Genomic DNA, 18,886 nt, shown 5'->3' with positions numbered 1-18,886 from the left:
GGGCCGATCACGGCCGCACCCCCGCTCCGGGTCTTCCCGGTTGATGGTCCCTGACCGGCGGAGTTCGGCATGACGCCGGTCACGGCCGTTCGGAGCCGTCGACGGTCGGGTCGGTCGGGTCGGCCGGGTCGGCCGGGTCGGCCGGGTCGGTCGGACCGGGGACGCGGGGGAGCGGATCGACCGTCCAGTCCGGGTGGCCGGGCATCGCAGGGGTGTGCTCGCCGTAGAGCCAGGCGGTGAGGAAGCCGCGGAGGTCCCGGCCGGTCACCAGGGAGGCCAGCTCGATGTAGTCGGCGGTCCCGGCCGGCCGGTGGCGGTAGAGCTCGACCCAGGCGCGCTCCACGGCCCGGAAGGCGGCGTCCCCGACCTCCTCGCGCAGCGCGTACAGCACCAGGGCGGACCCGTCGTAGCGCATCCGCTTGAAGAGCGTGGGCTCGGTCGGGGCGGCCGGCGCCCCGAAGTCCCGGCGCCACCGGTCGTGGCTGGCGTACGCGGTCCGCATCGCCTGTTCGAAGCTCACCCCGCCGTGCTCCTCGGAGTACAGCCGCTCGTAGAAGCGCGCATGACCCTCGCTCAGCCACAGGTCGGACCAGGCCCTGAGACCGACGCCGTCCCCGAACCAGTGGTGCGCCAGCTCGTGCACCAGATTGCGTTCGGCGTCCACCCGGTCGCCCAGCAGGTCGGCCTCCGGGAGCAGCGACAGCGTCTGCGTCTCCAGTGCCACCCCGAGGTCGGTGTGCGCGACGAGGATGCCGTACGTGCCGAACGGGTAGCGGCCGAGGCGCTGCTCCAGCCAGTCCAGGTGGCCGGGGGTGAGCCGGCGGTACGGCTCGACGCGCTCGACCAGGTCGGTGGGGACGGCGTCGCGCAGCGGGAGCCCGTGCGGGCCCGTGCCGGTCAGCAGGCTGTACCGGCCGATGGCCACCTGGACCAGCTGGGTCGAGACCGGGTCCCCGGACTCGTAGCTCCACCGGACCCGCCCGTCGCCGAGTTCGCGCCGCTCGGTGAGCTCGCCGTTGGCGACGGCGGTCAGCTCCTGCGGGACGGTGACGCGGAAGCTGAACCGTGCCGGACGGCTCGGGTGGTCGTTCGCCGGGAAGATCATCTTGGCGCCGTTCGGCTGCGGGTAGAGCACCGTCCCGTCCGGCGTCGGGATCCACCCGTACGTCTCGATCGCGTCGTCACGGTGCCGCACCTGGGTCGGGTCCGCCGTGTACTCCACCCGTACGGTGAACGGCTGCCCCCGGCGGATCGTCCGCGGCGGGGTCACCACCAGCTCGTCACCCTCCCGCACGGCCGCCGCCTCGCGCCCGTCCACCAGGACCCGGCCGAGCGTGTTGCCGGCGAAGTCCAGGTTGAAGCGCGACAGCGACTGCGTCGCCACCGCCTCGATGTCCGTCCGCGCGGGGAACGCCGTCAGGGGCGCCGACCAGTCGAGATCCAGGGTGTAGTGCCCGACCTCGTAGCCGCCGTTGCCGTCCAGCGGGAACAGCGGGTCCCCCAGCCCCGGCGCCCCCGGTGAGGCCGCCTCGACGACGTCCTCGGCCGCCGCCCCGGGCCCCGCGAGCGACGAGGCCAGCGCCAACGCGACCGCGGCCACCACCGCGGACCGCCGCAGGCGACGGGACGCCCGCCTCTGCCGGACGGGTGACGGAACGTCGGCACCACCGCGCCAACCGGTCATCGGAGTCCTCCCTCTGCCCCGCGTGCGGAGCCGATGGCGATACGTGCACGAAAGGCTACCGTCGGCGACCGGGCCCGGGGGAGAGCGCCGCGACGCCCGCGCGCGTCCCGAGGCCGTGGTCGACCTGGGCGAAGGCCCCGCTCCCCCCGTCGTTGCGATCAACCGGCCCGCCGGGGTGGGTGTTTCGTCGCGCCCGATAGCTTGGTGGGATGAGGATTCTCAGCACCTGGAGTCTGGCCGGCACGCCGAACGACCGTGTGCCGGCCGGGCTTGCCGAGTCCTGCGCGCGCGTCGGCCGGGACCTGCTCCGCACCATCCCGCAGAGCCTCCCCGACGGTGTGCGGTGGATGCTGGCCGAGGACGACCACGGCGATGCGCGAGCACCGGTCGTGGGATGGTATGCGGATGATGAACCGCAGTTCGGCCGGAGTATCGACCTGGGACTCACTCCCGCGTCGCTGACCCGGTTCGTGGCGGAACTCGTGCAGGACCGTCTCACGGGGTACGAGTTCATCCAGTGGCCCGAATGCCCCGGCCACACACACCCGATGGAGCCGGGTGCGGACGCCGCCGGGGCCTGGTGGCGGTGCCGCACGTCACGCGGGGCCGTCGATCCGATCGGAGACCTCGTGGGCCCGGTCGGCCGTACGGACGGGTGAGGCGGTCGACGCCGACCTCCACCGCCCGCAGGTCCTTTCCGCTTCCTTACGGATACGCTCTCCGCTGCCGCGGGCCCGCCGCCCCGGTGTACCCATGAGCGGTACGACCGATGGCAAGCCCTGTGGAGGCCCCGATGCTCAACCGTGTTCCCGTCCTCGGCCGACTGCCCCGACGCGTCCTGGCGGGCGTGATCACGGTGGTCCTGGCCGTCGCCGTCGCGGGGCTGTACCTGTTCGAGCCCTGGAAGGCGTTCACCAATACGACGGTCGACGAGGCACTGCCCGGCCCGGTGGTGGCCGCCCCCGTCACCCCGTCGCCGGACCCGTCGACGCCGCGGTCCGCGCCCACGCCCGCGACGCCCGTCCAGGCCGGCCCGGTCGACCTGGCCCGCGGCGGCTTCGTCTCCGGCGAGCACGAGACCACCGGAACCGCCCGCCTGCTCCGGCTGCCCGACGGCACCTCCGTGCTGCGCCTGGAGGACCTGCGGACCTCGGAGGGCCCCGACGTCCGCGTCTACCTCTCCACCCGTCCGGCGTCCGAGTCACGGCTCGACACCCTCGGCGACGGGGCCGTCGAGCTCGCCCCGCTCAAGGGCAACCGCGGCAACCAGAACTACACCGTGCCCGCCGGGACCGACCTGTCGAAGGTCCGCAGCGCGGTGATCTGGTGCCACCGCTTCTCCGTGGGCTTCGGCGCCGCCGACCTGACCGCCACGACGGGCTGACGGGCGCGTAGAGGGCTCGACCGGCCCGGAACGCGACGAAAGCGCCCGGCCGGAGGGTGCTCCGGCCGGGCGCGTCGTGTTCGAGGGCCTGCGTCTACAGGCCGGGCGATCAGGACCGCCAGATCTGGTCCGCGAAGCGGGTGTCACAGGTGGCCTGGATCGCGCCCCGGCCGTCCTCCTTGCCCTGGACGACCAGGCACTTACCGCTGTTGACGTTCTTCAGCTGGTAGATGCCCTCGCCCAGCCAGATCCGCCGCCAGGACTGGTCGGGGAGACCGGTGCAGTCGTACTGGAAGGCCGGAGCGCCGTCGTTGTAGCCCTGCACCGTCAGGCACTTGACGCTGTCGGGGTGCACCTCGAAGATGCCGCTGCCGGGGTTGGCGTCGTCGTCGAACCACCACCGCTGGTCCGCGTAGGGCCCGCACTCGTACTGGAACGCGCGGTTGCCGTTCCCGTCGCCCTGGACGACCAGGCACTTGCCGCTGTTCGCGTTCTTCATCTTCTCGGTGTAGCCATCGGCCGAGGCCTGGGTGGCGGGGCCGGCGACGACGGTCGCGGCCGCGATCGCGAGCATGACGCCGGCGCTCGCGAGGGTGCGCATGGACCTACGTACAGAGTTGAACATATGAAATTCCCCCGATGATTCTGACTGTCTCGCCCCCGCATGCACTCCGCATCCGGTTGGCGGTCGAAACTTTAACGATCAATCAGCTGACGATGCAACAGTTGTTCGAATTTGTAGATCCTTTGGGTCCGAACACCCTCCTCGTCGAGCCGGTACGGCCGGCCCACGGAATACGCGCCCCCGGGAAGCCGAGGGGCCGCTTGGTAGCCTGCGCCGATGGGACTGGACATCACCGTGGTCATGGCCGACTGGGACCACCTCGCCCGGATACCGGCCGCCGAGCGGCTCGCCGCACTGGACGACGCCGTCTTCCCGGACTTCTGCTGCGACCGCTGCTTCGACGCCGATTGCGACGTGCCCGGCGGCTGGGTGTGGCGGGGGCGGCCACCGTGGTGCGCCGAGTACCGGTTCTTCGGGACCACCGGAACCTACGCCTGGCACTTCCACCTCGCCAACGCCTGGGAGGACATGCGCGACCTGGCCGCGCCCGACCTGCGCGAGGCCCTCGACGGGTTCCTCGGCGGCCTGGTGTGGGACGGCCCGTACGACCCCGCGGCGCCGGACACGGACGACGACGACCCCGCCCCGGCGGCCGGCTTCCCCGACGACCCCGAACCGTGGCGACCGCGCGTACTGCTGCTGCGCGCGCCCGAGGAGGTGCCGGCACTCGTCCGCGCCTGGGAGCTGGCCGCGCCGCGGCTGGAGGAACTCCGCGAGCCCTTCGGCATCGAGGCGGCCCGCTGGGCGGGCCGCCCGGGCAGCTTCGAGGCCACCGCGGACCTCCTGCGCGAGTGGGGAGAGGTGGTCACCCGGGCCGGGGAACGGGGCTGGGGCCTGATCGGACTCCGGTAGCGACCGGGCCCCGCCTCGGGGGTCAGGCGGTCTTGGCCGCCCGGACGAACCGCGTGATCAGCTCGGGGTCCTTGACGCCGCGCCGCGCCTCGACCCCGCTGGAGACGTCGACGCCCCACGGGCGGGCCGTCGTGATCGCCGAGGCGACGTTCGCCGGGTTCAGCCCGCCGGCCAGCAGCCACGTGCCCGCCGGCGGCCGGGCCCCCAGCTCGGACCAGTCCCACGCGTCCCCGGATCCCGGCACCGGCGAGTCCAGCAGCAGCATCTGCTCGCCGAAGTCCCCGCAGTCCGCTCCGGCCGCGGCCTCGGCCGAGGTCGCCCGGATCAGCGGCAGCCCCAGGTCGCCGAGCTCGGCGAACGCGGACGCCGGGTGGTTGCCGTGCAACTGCACCGCCCGTACGCCGGCCTCCAGCACGGCCGCCCGGACGTACGCCGCCGGCTCCTCGCGGAACACCGCCACCGTCAGCACCCCCTCGGGCACCCCGGCCACCAGTTCCCGCGCCAGCGCGGGCGCCACCCGCCGCGGACTCTCGGTGAGCACGAAGCCCACCGCGTCGGCCCCGGCCGCGACGGCCGTCGCGACATCCGCAGCGGTGCTCAGACCGCAGATCTTCACGAACACGTTCCCGGACACTCCCCGCTAGACGGCCCTGCCAGGGTAGTGCCTGCGGCCCACAGCCTCCGACCCTGCGCCGGGCAGTGCTCACCCGCCCTGTTCGCGGGCCGTCACCGCCGGACGTCCGTGATCGGCCTGTCGAGCGTCGCGACCGGCGCGGCGCGTTCCCGCTCCGAACATCACCGGCCGGACGGTCCACGTCGACGGGGGCGCCTTCACCATCCGGTAGCACGTCACGGCGGGCAGGTCCGGCGTGGACCTGCCCGCCGTGTCACGCGCCTTCGCCGACCGTCGGGTCCCGCAGCGGGCCGAGGCAGCCGCAGGGGACGGTGACGTAGAGACCGGCAGGGGTGACGACGCGGCAGCGGTCCTCGGTCCGGACGAGCAGGGTGACGGTGGTTCCGGTGGGGATGACGCCGTCGGGCGGGCCGTCGGGCCGGCTCCCGTCGTACCAGTAGGGCCGGTCGTCGGTGAGGACGTGGGTGAAGCGGTTCGGTGGGGGGCGTACGACGTTGTCCCGGGGGACGACGGAGCGGCTGTCGAGGATCGAGGCCTCGGGACGCCGGACGGCGTAGGGCTCGTCCTCGCGACGGGGTCGGTCGTTGTCCGCCATGGCGGCGTGCTCTCAGACGGCCTGCAGACTGCGGGCGGGCAGCAGGTCGGGGATGGTGGGGAGCACGACGCCGACATCGATGGGAGCGGTGTGGGTCAGCAGTACGCCGCGCTCGGCGAGTTGGAGGTGATTGGGCAGGACGTAGGGGTCGGTCGCGTCGAGGTCGACCACGTACCCGAGGTCCTTGAGGCTCGCCGCGGTGACCCGGCTGAGGGGGTTGCCCGCCCGGCCGACGAAGCCGGTCATCAGCTCGTTGTCGAAGACGGTCTCGCGCCAGTGGGCCTCGGCGGTGCCGGGGCCACCGCGGTTCTCCACGGGCACCCGCCTCGGTGAGCCGTCGCCCACCAGAGCGGCGTACTCGGTGGCGGCGTTCGGGCCGATGAAGGTCGGGTTGTCGGTGCCGACGCCGCGCAGGAGACGCTTGTGCTTCCAGATGGTGCCGACACCGATGACGTGCCCCATCTCGTGGATGATGACGTCGACCAGCGTGCCGTTGCCCTCCATCGACGCGAGGTCGTCCTGGTCGAAGGACATCAGGCCGGCGGCGGGGATGAACTCGAAGGCCCCGGGGCCGGGCCGCAGATGGGTGGGCCCCGCCTGGCCGAGGATGCGTCCGGGGCCGTCGATGGCCCTGCCCTCGGCCTTGATGAGCAGGTCGTCGACGAGGCGGCCGTCGATGATGACGTCGGGGAGGTCGCCGACGATGACGCGGGCCCAGCGGTCGGCGGCCTGCTTGAACGCGCTCTTCTGGGAGTCGGTCAGCCCGCCGATGAACTCGACTTCGATGGTGTAGGGGGACTCGGTGTCGGCGAGGCGCTTGGCGACCTCGTGGTCGGCTCGTGCGAGGTGGATCTCGTTGGCGCTCATGGGCTCCCACCCCTTCGTGGGAAGTCGGTCGGGTACGAGTGGTGGTGTGTGCGGATGTGCCGGGGCGCGCGCAGGGGGTGCCGCGCCCGGTGCCGGGCCCTCGCGATGTCGGGTCGGGAAGGGCCACGGGCGGCAGGGCGATCGGAGATCGTGAGGAGGGCTCGCCGGACCTGTCGGGTCGGGTCGCGCGCGGGGATGTCGCGCACGTGGCCGGCGCTGCGCTCCCGTGTCCTCTTCGATTGTCTCTCGCTCCCGACCTTCCGGAACCCTCCGCGGCGGCCCTGTTCGCTGCGTGGCGCCGGGGATGCGCGCGGTAGCGGGGGATCGGCGGACGCGTGGAGTCGCGCCGCGGGGACGGATGGTGACGGTGGTTCGCGGATCGGCGTGCCCGGGCGATCGTTCGGGCGTCCCCGCCACCGGGGCCGCGGAGGGCCCCTCGCGAGCCGCGGCCGTGACGGCCGCTCGGGCCGGTGGGTCGCGACGCGCGAGGCGGAGCTCCAACCGTCGTGTGGTGCAGAAGTATTGACGGAGGATGAGCCGGGCGCGGGCCGGGCCGGGGAGTACCCCACCGGGGCAGGCCGGCCGGGCCCGTCCACCAGGAGTGCCCGCGGGCCCGCCCCTCGCGCCGCGCGGGTCAGGCGGGGAGGTTCCCGGTGCGGATGACCTCGGCGTACCAGTGGGCGCTGTCCTTGGGGGTGCGGCGCTGGCTGGCGAAGTCGACGTGGACGATGCCGAAACGCTTGCTGTAGCCGTACGCCCACTCGAAGTTGTCGAGGAGCGACCAGAGGAAGTAGCCGCGGACGGGGGCGCCCTCGTCCAGGGCGCGGCGGACGGCGCCGAGGTGGGCGTGCAGGTAGGCGACGCGCTCGGGGTCGTGGACGGCGCCGTGGGGGTCGCTGTAGTCCTCGTAGGCGGCGCCGTTCTCGGTGACCAGGAGCGGGACGCCGGGCAGGTCGTCGCGCAGGCGGGTGAGGAGTTCGTACAGGCCGTCGGCGTCCACCGGCCAGCCCATGGCGGTGCGGCTGCCCTCGGCGGGCAGGAAGCGGATGCCCTGGTCGGCGGGCCACGGGGAGTCGCCCTGGTGGCCGTCCTGGCGGGGGGCCGGGTGGGCGGGGTCGTCGGCGGCGACGACGGTGGGCGTGTAGTAGTTGATGCCCAGCGAGTCGACGGGGCGGGAGATCTCCGCGAGGTCGCCGTCCCGGACGAAGGACCAGTCGGTGAGGCCGGCGGTGTCGGCGAGGACGTCGGCGGGGTAGCGGCCGTGGAAGACGGGGTCGAGGAAGATGCGGTTGGCGAGTCCGTCGATGCGGCGGGCGGCGTCGAGGTCGGCCGGGTCGGTGGAGAGCGGGCGCACGGCGGCCAGGTTGAGGGTGAGGGAGACCTGGGCGGCGGCCGGGAGCGCGGCGCGCAGGGCGGCGGTGCCGAGGCCGTGGGCGAGCAGCAGGTGGTGGTGGGCGGTGAGGGCGGCGACCGGGTCCTTGCGGCCGGGGGCGTGGACGCCGTTGCCGTAGCCGAGGAAGGCGCTGCACCAGGGCTCGTTGAGGGTGGTCCAGGTGGGGACGCGGTCGCCGAGGCGGCGGGCGGCGAGGTCGGCGTACTCGGCGAAGCGGTGGGCGGTGTCGCGGTCGGTCCAGCCGCCGCGGTTCTCCAACTCCTGGGGGAGGTCCCAGTGGTAGAGGGTGGCGACGGGGGCGATGCCGTGGGCGAGGAGCTCGTCGACGAGGCGGTCGTAGAAGTCGAGGCCGGCCGGGTTGGCGGGGCCGGTGCCGCCGGGTCGTACCCGGGGCCAGGAGAGCGAGAAGCGGTAGGCACCGAGGCCGAGGCGGGCCATCAGGGCGACGTCCTCGCGGTAGCGGTGGTAGTGGTCGGCGGCGATGTCGCCGGTGTCGCCGTTGCGGACGGCGCCGGGGACCCGGCTGAAGGTGTCCCAGATGGAGGGGGTGCGGCCGTCCTCGGCGGTGGCGCCCTCGATCTGGTACGCGGCGGTGGCGGCGCCCCAGACGAAGCCGGTGGGGAAGCCCTGGACGGTGGGGGAGGAGGGGAGGGTCTCGACGCTCATGTCGCGCTCCGGTGAGGTGGGTTGGGGTTCACGGCGTGGGGGTTCGGCGGGTGCGGCCCGCGGGCGGGGCGGGCCCGCCGGGGGTGGGGTCCGTCGGGCGTGGGGTCAGCCCTTGACGGCGCCCTGCATGATGCCGCCCACGATCTGACGCCCGAGCAGCGCGAAGACCACGAGGACCGGCAGGGTGCCGAGCAGGGTGCCGGCCATGACGACGGACTGGTCGGGGACGTAGCCCTGGCCGAGCGACTTCAGGGCGACCTGCACGGTGGGGTTCTGCGAGCTGAGGGCGACGATCGGCCAGAAGAAGTCGTTCCAGGTGGCCATGAAGGTGAGCATGCCGAGCACGGCCATGCCGGGCCGGGCGGCGGGCAGCACGATCGAGCGGAAGATCCTCGGCATCGAGGCGCCGTCGACCCGGCCGGCCTCGATGAGCTCGTCGGGCAGGGCACGCAGCAGGTACTGGCGCATGAAGAACACGCCGAACGCCGAGACCAGGGACGGCAGGATCACCGACGGCAGCTTGTTCTGCAGGTCGAGGCGGACGATCACCATGAACAGCGGGATCACGCCGAGCTGCGGCGGGATCATCATGGTGGCGATGGTGAGGCCGAGGAGGGCGCCGCGGCCGCGGAAGCGGAGCTTGGCGAAGGCGAAGCCGGCCAGGGTGGAGGAGAGCACCACGCCGACGGTGACCGTGCCGGACACGATCAGCGAGTTGAGCAGGGCGGTGCCGATCTCGGCCTGCTGGAGCGCCTCGCCGAGGTTGTGGAACAGGTTGGCGCCGGGCGTGAGCGCCGGGGTGGGTGAGCTCAGTTCGGCGTTGGACCGGCTGGCGGCCACCAGGGTCCAGTAGAAGGGGAACGCGGAGACCAGGGTGGCGAGGGCGAGCACGGTGTAGACCAGCGGGCCGCCGTGCAGCGGGGAGCGCGGGGCCTTGCGCGGCCGGTCCGTACGGCGGGCACGGCCGGGCGGGGCCGGGGCGTCGGTGGGGGTCTTGCGGGTCGCCGGGTCCGGGCGGGTCGACGTGGTCACGAGGATCACCGGTCCGTACGGTTGCGTCGGGCGGCGAGTGCCGCGTTGGCCAGGGAGAGGAGGACGATCAGCAGGAACATCACCCAGGCGACGGCCGCGGCGCGGCCGAGGTGGAAGAAGGTCCAGCCCTGCTCGTACAGGTAGAGGCCGAGCGTCTGGTACTGGTGGGAGATGCCGCCGGCCGCGTTGCCCTCGTAGAGGAGCGGCTCGCCGAAGAGCTGGGTGGCGCCGATGGTGGAGACCACCACGGTGAAGACGATGGTGGGGCGCAGGCCGGGGATGGTGACGTGCCGGAACTGCTGCCAGCGGGAGGCGCCGTCGACGGCGGCGGACTCGTAGAGCTCGCCGGGGATGGTCTGCATGCCGGCGAGGTAGATGAGCGCGTTGTAGCCGGTCCAGCGCCAGGTGACGATCGCGGAGACGCCGAGCTGGGAGGCCCAGGTGTCGGCCTGCCAGTCGACGGGGTGCAGGCCCGCGCTGCTCAGCAGCCAGTTGATCAGCCCGTAGTCGCGGCCGAACAGCTGGGCGAAGACCAGGGTGGCGGCGGCCACCGAGGTGGCGTACGGGAGCAGCATGGAGACCCGGAAGAAGGTCTGTCCGCGCAGCTTCTGGTTGAGCAGGTGGGCGAGGCCGAGGGCCATCAGGAGCTGGGGGACGGTGGAGAGCACGCCGATGGTGAAGGTGTTGCCGAGCGCGTTCCAGAAGAACGGGTCGTCGAGCAGGCGGGTGTAGTTGCGCAGGCCCAGCCAGTCCATCCGGTCGGAGGTCTGCAGCTCGACGCGGTGCAGGGAGATGTAGGCGGTGTAGAGCAGCGGGAACAGGCCGAACGCCGCGAACAGGGTGAAGAACGGGGCGAGGAAGCCGTACGGGGCGAGCCGGGCGGCCCGGCGCGGGCGGGGCTTCGCGGGCCCGGCGGCGGGCAGCCGGGCGGGGGAGGTCAGGGCCATGGGGGTCCTTCGACGGGCTCCCGGCCCGCGCCGCCGGGGAGGGCGGCGGCGCGGGCCGGGAGAGGGGGTGGTCAGCTGCCGTTGGCCTTCTTGACGGTCTCCAGCGCGTGCTTCCAGGCGGTCTCGGGTGCGGTGCCGGTCCGCTCGACCTCGCCGAGGGCGTCGGTGAACGCCTTGCCGACCACACCGTCGTCCACCCCGAGGACCTGGGCGGGCATGGCGGTGGCGGACTCGCTGAAGATCTTGCCGATGGGGGCGCTGTTGAAGTACGGGTCGGTGACGTCCTTGATCGCGGCCTGGGCCCCGATGGAGGACGGGAAGGAGCCCTGCTTGGTGAAGAGGGTGGCCTGCTGCTCCTTGGCGGTGAGCCACTTGATCAGCTCGGCGGCCTCCTTGGGGTGCTTGGAGGTGCGGGGGACGGCCAGGTAGGAGCCGCCCCAGTTGCCGGTGCGGCCGGGGCCGGGGGCGATGTCCCACTTGCCCGAACCGGCGGCGCCGGCCTGGCCCTTGATGAAGCCGATCATCCAGGCGGGGCAGCTGAGGGTGGCGAACTTGCCGGTCGTGAAGGCCTTGTTCCACTCCGGGGTCCACTGGGCGAGCTTGGCGGAGAGGTTGTCGGCGACCAGGCGGGTGGCGTCCTCCCAGGCGGTGCGGACGGCCGGGTTGGTCTCGTGGACGGGCTTGCCGGACTCGTCGGCGTAGCGGACCTTCTGCTGGCCGACCTCGGCGGTGAACATGCCGGCGGCGCTGTCGGTCCAGGCGTTGCCGGGTTCGGCCTTGGCGACGTACTGGCGGCCGAGGTCGAGGTAGCCCTGCCAGGTGGACCACTTGGCGGCGAGCTCGTCGCGGTCGGTGGGCAGGCCGGCGGCCTTGAAGAGGTCGGTGCGGTAGCAGATCGCCTCGGGGCCGATGTCGGTGCCCGCGCCGAGGACCTTGCCGTCGGCGGTCTTGACCGCGGCGCCCTTCCAGGGGACGAGTTCGTCGTTGACGTTGCCGAGGCCGAGCGTCCTGAGGTCGGTGAACTTGTCGGACTGCTTCTGGACGACGCTCGCCGCGCGGCCGACCTCCAGGCCCTGGATGTCGCCGAGTCCGCCGCCGCCGGCCAGCTTGGTCTGCAGGGCCTGCCAGTACTGGCCCTCGTCCTGGGTGTCGGTCTGCTTGACGGTGATGTTCGGGTGGAGCTTCATGTACTCGTCGTAGAGGCCGCTCTCCTTGAAGCCGAAGGTGCCGAAGAGGTCCACCGTGAGGGTCACCTTGCCGCCGGCGGCGTCCTGGGAGCCGGTGGTGGAGCTGCACGCGGAGAGCAGTAGGGCGGCGGCGAGGGCCGCGCTGCCGAGGGCGGTGGCCCGGCGACGGATTCTGAAGGGACGCATGGGGGTGCCTCCTGGGCGGCGGATGACGGGGTGGTCGGTGGCGGTGGTCGACTGATGAACCGCTTCTTGAGAGCGCTCTCAGTGATGCTTGAGACTGCCGGGCGGACCCACGGCCGTCAAGGGGTCGAAATCTGAACGTAATCTCCGAGAACTGGCGAGCTGCGCCTTCGGGTTGTGAATGCAACCGTTCTCGCCGTTCCCGTTGACACTCTGCGGTCGGCGCCCCTACGGTCCGTCGCTGAGAGCGCTCTCATCCGTCGCCCGCCCCCCACCCGAGGTGCACGCCCATGAAGCTCCTCCGTCCACTGCGCGGTCCGGCGTCAGCCGTCACCGCCCTGGCCCTGGCCGCGGCGGCCGCGCTGACCGCGACCGTCGGCGCCGGCAGCGCCGCCGCGGCCACCGTCCCCGTCGGCCTCGGCGGCTACAGCAGCACCCGGCCGGCCGGCACCGTCGGACCCTCCAACTCCGACGGCGCCCCGGTCACCCCCAAGGTCACCGCCCGGATGGCCGGCCAGGCCGCGCCCACCAACGACTGGTGGTCCTCGCTGATCTACCAGCGCTACGCCGGCAACCCGTACTCCGAGAACCTCTACGCCCACCCGATGACCTTCAAGGCCCGGGCGGCCGGGCTGGAGGTCGGCTACCCCACCACCCCGACCATCACGCCCGACGGACGGCAGTACGACCTCACCCACACCCGCGACCTCACCGTCGGCGTGGCCGGCCTCGACTCCCCGGACACCAAGGTCGACGGCTGGAGCGACTGGACGGTCACCCCGTACTGGTCGGACGGCACGCGCACCCTGCGCGCCACCGTCGGCCACGGCCTGCCGTACGTCTACGCCCACGCCACCGGCGGCGCGGCCCAGGTCACCACCGCCACCGCGCCGACCGTCTTCGCCCAGCAGGGCAACGTCCTCGGCATCACCGTCGGCGGCCACCACTACGGCCTGTTCGCCCCCACCGGCACCACCTGGAACGTCGCCGGCACCACCCTGACCGCCGCCCTCGGCGCCAAGGACTACTACTCCGTCGCCGTCCTGCCCTCACCCGGAGACCTGGGCAGGTTCCGCGCCCACGCCTACGACTTCGTCACCGACACCAAGGTCGCCTGGTCGTACGACGCCGCCGCCGGCGCCCTCGCGACCACCTACACCGCCACCACCACCGCGCAGGAGCCGGGCGGCGCCGGCGGCACCCTGATGGCGCTCTACCCGCACCAGTGGCAGGCCTCCGCCGACCCGCTGACCCCGCTCACCTACACCTCCCCGCGCGGCACCATGAAGGTCCGCGAGGGCGGCTCGTTCACCACCAGGCAGTCGGTCGGCGGCGTGCTCCCGTCGCTGCCCGACGTCGGCGGGCAGGACCGGGCCGCGCTGAGCGCCCTCGTCCGCCAGGCCGCCGACGCCGCCGACCCGTTCGCCGGCGCCACCGACACCTACTGGACCGGCAAGGCGCTCGGCCGGCTCGCCGAACTCGTCCCCGTCGCCGACCAGCTCGGCGACGGCGCCACCCGCGACAAGCTGCTCGGCCTCCTCAAGGGCCGACTGGAGACCTGGTTCCGCGGCACCGGCTCAACGGTCTTCGCGTACGACGCCACCTGGAAGACCCTGATCGGTTACCCCGCCTCCTACGGCAGCGACGCCGAGCTCAACGACCACCACTTCCACTACGGCTACTTCGTCCGGGCGGCCGCCACCGTCGCCCGCTACGACGCCGCGTGGGCCGCCGACTCCGCCTGGGGTGGCATGGTGCGCCTGCTCGCCAAGGACGCCGCCAACGCCGACCGCGGCGACGGCCGGTTCCCGTGGCTGCGCGGCTTCGACCCGTACGCCGGGCACGCCTGGGCCTCCGGCCACGCCGGCTTCGCGGCCGGCAACAACCAGGAGTCCTCCTCGGAGTCGCTGAACTTCTCCTCCGCGCTGATCCTCTACGGCTCGGCCACCGGCGACGACACCCTCCGTGACCTCGGGGTCTACCTGTACACCACCGAGGCGAACGCGGTGCGCCAGTACTGGTTCGACGCCGACCGCCAGGTCTTCCCCGCCTCCTTCCAGCACGGCACGGCCGGGATGGTGTGGGGCAGCGGCGCCGCCTACTCGACCTGGTGGACGGCCTCCCCGGGCATGATCCACGGCATCAACTTCCTCCCGCTGAACGGCGGTTCGCTCTACCTGGCAGGGCGCCGCGACGACCTCGCGGCCAACCTCGCCGAGCTGCGGGCCAACAACGGCGGCGGCTACACCGACTGGCGCGACCTGCTCTGGGAGACCGAGGCGCTGACCGATCCCGCGGCCGCCAAGGCCCACTGGGACGCCGGCAACGCCGGCTACACCCCGGAGGAGGGCGAGTCCAAGGCCCACACCGCCCACTGGATCGGCAACCTGGCCGTCCTCGGCACCCCGGACACGACGGTCACCGCCGACGCGCCCACCGCGGCCGTGTTCGTCTCCGGCGCCACCCGCACCCACGTGGCGCACAACTACACCACCACGGTGCGCACCGTCCGCTTCTCGGACGGCCACACCCTGACCGTGCCGGCCCGCTCGACGGCGAGCGAACGAGGCTCCTTCCAGGACGGCGGCACCGGCGGGGTCACCCCCACGCCCACGCCCACGCCGACTCCCACCCCCACGCCCACTCCCACCCCCACGCCCACGCCCACCTCCACACCGACTCCGACCCCGACGTCCACGCCGACGCCCAGCGGGAACACCTTCCTCCTGCAGCCCGGCGGCGGGCTCACCACCGGGTACGGCTCCGGCGCCACCGCCGTGACGCTCCCGTCCGCCGACGGCGCCAACCACGACGGCACCCCCTACCGGCCCGTGGCCTACGAGGTCCGCGGCGTCAACGGGACCCTGCGGGCCGGTGCCCGGACCGACTTCGACCTGTACGTCGACGCCGGCGGCTCCGTCGGCCTCGGCCAGCAGGCCCGGGTCTCCTACGACCTGACCGGCGACGGCGTCGTCGACCGCGTCGAGACATACCGCTACTTCGCCACCGACCCGGTCACCGGCTGGGAGCGCTACTCGGGGACGGGCGCGGGCCTGCTCTCCGCCACCGGCACCCTGGGCGACCTCCGGGGCGGCACGGTGCGGATCGAGGTCTGGCCCGCCATCGGCAACGCCCGGGCCCAGCTCCGGGTGGGCGCCACCCAGGCCCAGGGCAGCGCCTCGGTGCTGCGGATCCCGTTCGACTGACCGGAGGCCCCGCGCACTTCGGTCCCCGACCACCTGCCCGCCCTCCGACGGACCCCGGCCGCCCGCACGGCCGGGGTCCGTCCGCCGTACTCACACAACGGTCAGGCCGAGGCGCGGACCACCAGCTCCACCGGGGTGATCACCGAGGACGGCGCACTGACCCCCGGGTCGGCGAGGCGGCGCAGCAGCAGCCGGGCCATCAGCCGGCCCATGCCCTCGATGTCCTGGCGCACGGTGGTGAGCGGTGGTTCGGTCCAGGCCGCGATCGACCGGACGTCGTCGAAGCCGACCAGCGCCACGTCCTGCGGCACCCGGCGTCCGGCGGCGCGCAGCACCCGCAGCGCGCCCGAGGCCATGGCGTCCGAGGCGGCGAACACCGCGTCCAGGTCCGGTCTGCGCTCCAGCAGGGTGGACATCGCGCGGCCGCCGCCGTCCGGGGTGAAGTCGCCCTCGGCGATCAGCGCCGGATCGCCGTCCGGGAGCAGGTCGCGGTAGCCGTCGAGGCGGTCGAGGGAGGAGGTCTGGTCGAGCGGGCCGGTGATGGTGGCGATCCGCCGCCGGCCGAGCGACCTCAGGTGCTGGACGGCGAGCCGGGCGCCGCCGCGGTTGTCGCTGTCCACGTAGACCAGGTCGCGGTCGGACTCGGCCCCGGGCCAGCCCGGGCGGCCGCCGATCACGAACGGCAGGCCGACCCGCCGGGCGGTGTCGGGCATCGGGTCGGTGCGGTGCAGCGAGAACAGTAGTGCGCCGTCGACGTGGCCGCCGGCCAGGTAGCGGGCGACCCGGTCGTAGTCGCTCTCGCCCTCGACCAGCAGCAGCACCATCTGGTTGTCGGCGGCGGCCAGCTCCCGGCCGATCCCGCGCAGGTGCTGGGCGAAGAAGGGGTCGGAGAAGACCCGGCTCTCAGGCTCGGCGACCACCACCGCGATCGCCCCGTTGCGGCGGGTCACCAGGGTGCGGGCGGCCAGGTTCGGCGTGTACCCGAGCTCGTCGACCGCCTGCCGGACCTTCTCCCGCAGTGCCTCGCGCACGCCCGCGCCCCCGTTGATCACCCGCGAGGCGGTCGCCCGGGAGACGCCGGCCCGTTCGGCGACCGACTCCAGTGTGGGGCGGGGCTGTGACGGGCCCGCCGGGGCGGTCGGTGTGGACGGTCGCGGGGCGCTCTCCGGCACCGTGGGCTCCTCTCCGGGAACGTGTGGCTGTACCAGCAGCCTAGCGTGTTGACCCGCCCGCTTGAGAGCGCTCCCAGGAGTCTCGGCCCCGGCCGGACGGCCGCCGGTCCGTACCCGACCCGTCCATCGGTCGGTACCGACCCGTACCGACCCCGACCGCCGGTCCACCGACCCCCGTCCGCCGGTCCGTACCGGTACGACCGCCGGGCCGCACCCGTCCCCTCCACCGTGCCGCACCCGGCCCGTCGGCAGGGTCCGTACGCACCCCGCCCCCCGGCTCCCTACACGGCCCGCCCGGAACGCGTACGACAATTCGCGGCGCCCGGCGGGAACCGTCCCGAACGCCTTAACATGTCGTCAGATGTCGTCGACCCGACGACGGTCCAGGTGCCGCGGGAGCGTGACGGCGGCGTCCCCGCGACCACCCCGATTCCCTCCCGCCCCGGCCCACCCATGCCCGGGCGGGTGTTCTGCACGATGTCATCCGGAAGGAGACCCCCAGGTGGGTAGCAGTGTCGAGACGATGGAGTTCCAGGCCGAGACCCGTCAGTTGCTCCGGTTGGTGATCCACTCGATCTACTCGAACAAGGACATCTTCCTGCGGGAACTGATCTCGAACGCCTCCGACGCGCTGGACAAGCTGCGGCTGGAGTCCCTGACCGACCCCGAGCTGCGGGCCGACACCTCCGACCTGCACATCACGCTGGAGGTGGACGCGGACGCCCGCACCCTCACCGTCCGCGACAACGGGATCGGCATGACCCGGGACGACATCGTCGACCTGATCGGCACCATCGCCAAGTCCGGCACCGCGGGCCTGCTGGAGAAGCTCAAGGAGGCCAAGGACGCCGCCGCGGCCCAGAGCCTGATCGGGCAGTTCGGCGTCGGCTTCTACTCGGCGTTCATGGTCGCCGACAAGGTCGCCCTGCGCACCAGGCGGGCCGGTACCGACTCCGGCACGCTCTGGGAGTCCGACGGCGAGGGCACGTACGACATCCAGGCCGTCGACGGTCTGGACGTGGGCACCTCGGTCACCCTCCACCTCAAGCCCGTGGACGGCGAGGACGGGCTGGCCGACTACCTCGCCGAGTGGAAGATCCGCCAGATCGTCAAGCAGTACTCGGACTTCATCCGCTGGCCGATCCGGATGGCCACCGAGCGCACCGACGCCGAGGGCGCCACCACGCACGAGGTCGACACGCTGAACTCGATGAAGGCGCTGTGGGCCAGGCAGCGCAGCGAGGTGACCGAGGCCGAGTACCACGAGTTCTACCAGCAGATCACCCACGACTGGCTGCCCCCGGCCGAGACCGTCCACATGCGGGCCGAGGGCACCTTCGAGTACGAGGCGCTGCTGTTCATCCCCTCGCAGGCGCCCTTCGACCTGTTCTCCCGGGAGACCAGGCGCGGCGTGCAGCTGTACGTCAAGCGCGTCTTCATCATGGACGACTGCGAAGCGCTGATGCCGGACTACCTGCGCTTCGTCAAGGGCGTCGTGGACGCCCACGACCTGTCGCTGAACGTCTCGCGCGAACTCCTGCAGCAGGACCGGCAGATCCGCGGCGTGCGCCGCCGCCTGGTCAAGAAGGTCCTCGGCGCGGTCAAGGACATGCAGAAGAAGGACGCCGAGCGCTACACCACGTTCTGGACCCAGTTCGGCAGGGCGCTCAAGGAAGGCCTGATCGAGGACACCGACAACACCGAGGCCCTGCTGGAGCTGGTGTCGGCCGCCTCCACCCACGACCCGGAGAAGACCACGACGCTGCGCGAGTACGTCGGGCGGATGAAGGACGGCCAGGACGCGGTCTACTACCTGACCGGCGAGACCCGGGCGATGGTGGAGAACTCCCCGCACATGGAGGCCTTCGCCGCCAAGGGCTACGAGGTGCTGATCCTCACCGACCCGGTCGACGAGGTGTGGGTCGAGCGGGTTCCGGAGTTCGACGGCCACCGGTTGCAGTCCATCGCCAAGGGGCAGGTCGACCTCGACGGGCCGGCCGGCGGTGACGAGGAGGCCGACGCCGAGAAGGCCCGGCGCGAGCAGGACTTCGCCGCCCTGCTGCCCTGGCTGACCCAGGCCCTGTCCGAGCAGGTGAAGCAGGTCCGGCTGTCCTCGCGGCTGACCACCTCCGCCGCCTGCATCGTCGGCGACGCCCACGACATGACGCCGACCCTGGAGAAGATGTACCGGGCCATGGGCCAGCAGGTCCCGCCGGTCAAGCGGATCCTGGAACTCAACCCGGCGCACCCGCTGATCACCGCGCTGCGCACCGCCCACGAGGCGAACGCCGACGATCCGGCGCTGGCCGAGACCGCCGAGCTGGTCTACGGCGGCGCGCTCCTCGCCGAGGGCGGCGACCTGCCCGACCCGGCCCGCTTCACCCGGCTCCTCACGGAGCGCCTGACCCGCGCGCTCTGAGCCCGGACGTGCCGGGGGCGGCCCGCCATCGCGGCGGGCC

15 protein-coding genes are annotated in these 18,886 nt (G+C 72.9%); 5 read left to right on the top strand and 10 right to left on the bottom strand.

Features of this window, described 5'->3' with window-relative positions; translation table 11 throughout:
• Nucleotides 1–79: 79 nt before the first annotated feature.
• Nucleotides 80–1,684, bottom strand: a complete 1,605-nt coding sequence (locus ACWEQL_RS24040) for a M1 family metallopeptidase (protein ID WP_452152361.1) — start codon at nucleotides 1,682–1,684, stop codon at nucleotides 80–82.
• Between the two features lie 209 nt (nucleotides 1,685–1,893).
• On the opposite strand from ACWEQL_RS24040, the gene ACWEQL_RS24035 reads away from it, so the two are divergent.
• Entirely contained in the window at nucleotides 1,894–2,343 is a 450-nt protein-coding gene (locus tag ACWEQL_RS24035; RefSeq protein ID WP_452152360.1) for a hypothetical protein, read from the top strand.
• A gap of 134 nt (nucleotides 2,344–2,477) precedes the next feature.
• Entirely contained in the window at nucleotides 2,478–3,068 is a 591-nt protein-coding gene (locus ACWEQL_RS24030; protein ID WP_452152359.1) for a DM13 domain-containing protein, read from the top strand.
• A 109-nt stretch (nucleotides 3,069–3,177) separates the two neighbouring features.
• Here ACWEQL_RS24030 and ACWEQL_RS24025 read toward each other — a convergent pair whose 3' ends face one another.
• The gene (locus tag ACWEQL_RS24025; protein WP_452152358.1) at nucleotides 3,178–3,669 is read right to left on the bottom strand and encodes an RICIN domain-containing protein; all 492 of its coding nucleotides are present in this window, start codon (nucleotides 3,667–3,669) and stop codon (nucleotides 3,178–3,180) included.
• Between the two features lie 240 nt (nucleotides 3,670–3,909).
• Between ACWEQL_RS24025 and ACWEQL_RS24020 the strand changes: the two genes are divergently transcribed.
• Nucleotides 3,910–4,545 carry a hypothetical protein gene (locus ACWEQL_RS24020; protein ID WP_452152357.1) on the top strand — a complete coding sequence of 212 codons (636 nt, stop codon included), beginning with the start codon at nucleotides 3,910–3,912 and terminating at the stop codon, nucleotides 4,543–4,545.
• 22 nt (nucleotides 4,546–4,567) lie between these two features.
• On the opposite strand, the gene ACWEQL_RS24015 is transcribed toward ACWEQL_RS24020, so the two are convergent.
• From ACWEQL_RS24015 to ACWEQL_RS23985, 7 genes are all read right to left on the bottom strand, one after another.
• Nucleotides 4,568–5,167 carry a phosphoribosylanthranilate isomerase gene (locus ACWEQL_RS24015; protein ID WP_452152356.1) on the bottom strand — a complete coding sequence of 200 codons (600 nt, stop codon included), beginning with the start codon at nucleotides 5,165–5,167 and terminating at the stop codon, nucleotides 4,568–4,570.
• A gap of 265 nt (nucleotides 5,168–5,432) precedes the next feature.
• A complete protein-coding gene (locus ACWEQL_RS24010) occupies nucleotides 5,433–5,774 on the bottom strand; it encodes a hypothetical protein (protein WP_452152355.1) in 342 nt (113 codons plus the stop codon).
• 12 nt (nucleotides 5,775–5,786) lie between these two features.
• A complete protein-coding gene (locus ACWEQL_RS24005) occupies nucleotides 5,787–6,641 on the bottom strand; it encodes a leishmanolysin-related zinc metalloendopeptidase (protein ID WP_452152354.1) in 855 nt (284 codons plus the stop codon).
• Between the two features lie 634 nt (nucleotides 6,642–7,275).
• Nucleotides 7,276–8,700: a GH1 family beta-glucosidase gene (locus ACWEQL_RS24000; RefSeq protein ID WP_452152353.1), complete on the bottom strand. Its 1,425-nt coding sequence runs from the start codon at nucleotides 8,698–8,700 to the stop codon at nucleotides 7,276–7,278.
• 105 nt (nucleotides 8,701–8,805) lie between these two features.
• Nucleotides 8,806–9,732 carry a carbohydrate ABC transporter permease gene (locus tag ACWEQL_RS23995; protein ID WP_452152352.1) on the bottom strand — a complete coding sequence of 309 codons (927 nt, stop codon included), beginning with the start codon at nucleotides 9,730–9,732 and terminating at the stop codon, nucleotides 8,806–8,808.
• Between the two features lie 5 nt (nucleotides 9,733–9,737).
• The gene (locus ACWEQL_RS23990) at nucleotides 9,738–10,679 is read right to left on the bottom strand and encodes a carbohydrate ABC transporter permease (protein WP_452152351.1); all 942 of its coding nucleotides are present in this window, start codon (nucleotides 10,677–10,679) and stop codon (nucleotides 9,738–9,740) included.
• Between the two features lie 71 nt (nucleotides 10,680–10,750).
• Entirely contained in the window at nucleotides 10,751–12,052 is a 1,302-nt protein-coding gene (locus tag ACWEQL_RS23985; protein ID WP_452152350.1) for an ABC transporter substrate-binding protein, read from the bottom strand.
• A 287-nt stretch (nucleotides 12,053–12,339) separates the two neighbouring features.
• Here ACWEQL_RS23985 and ACWEQL_RS23980 point away from each other — a divergent pair, with 287 nt between their 5' ends.
• Complete coding sequence (locus ACWEQL_RS23980; protein WP_452152349.1) at nucleotides 12,340–15,255, top strand: glycosyl hydrolase; 2,916 nt, start codon at nucleotides 12,340–12,342, stop codon at nucleotides 15,253–15,255.
• 101 nt (nucleotides 15,256–15,356) lie between these two features.
• Here ACWEQL_RS23980 and ACWEQL_RS23975 read toward each other — a convergent pair whose 3' ends face one another.
• On the bottom strand, nucleotides 15,357–16,427 hold the full coding sequence (locus ACWEQL_RS23975) for a LacI family DNA-binding transcriptional regulator (RefSeq protein ID WP_452152348.1): 1,071 nt from the start codon (nucleotides 16,425–16,427) through the stop codon (nucleotides 15,357–15,359).
• Nucleotides 16,428–16,929: 502 nt separating this feature from the next.
• On the opposite strand from ACWEQL_RS23975, the gene htpG reads away from it, so the two are divergent.
• The gene (gene htpG / locus ACWEQL_RS23970) at nucleotides 16,930–18,846 is read left to right on the top strand and encodes a molecular chaperone HtpG (RefSeq protein ID WP_452152347.1); all 1,917 of its coding nucleotides are present in this window, start codon (nucleotides 16,930–16,932) and stop codon (nucleotides 18,844–18,846) included.
• Nucleotides 18,847–18,886 lie beyond the last annotated feature (40 nt).

The sequence above is a fragment of the Kitasatospora sp. NPDC004240 genome (genome assembly GCF_053603215.1).
This window is presented reverse-complemented; position numbering and strand designations above follow the sequence as displayed.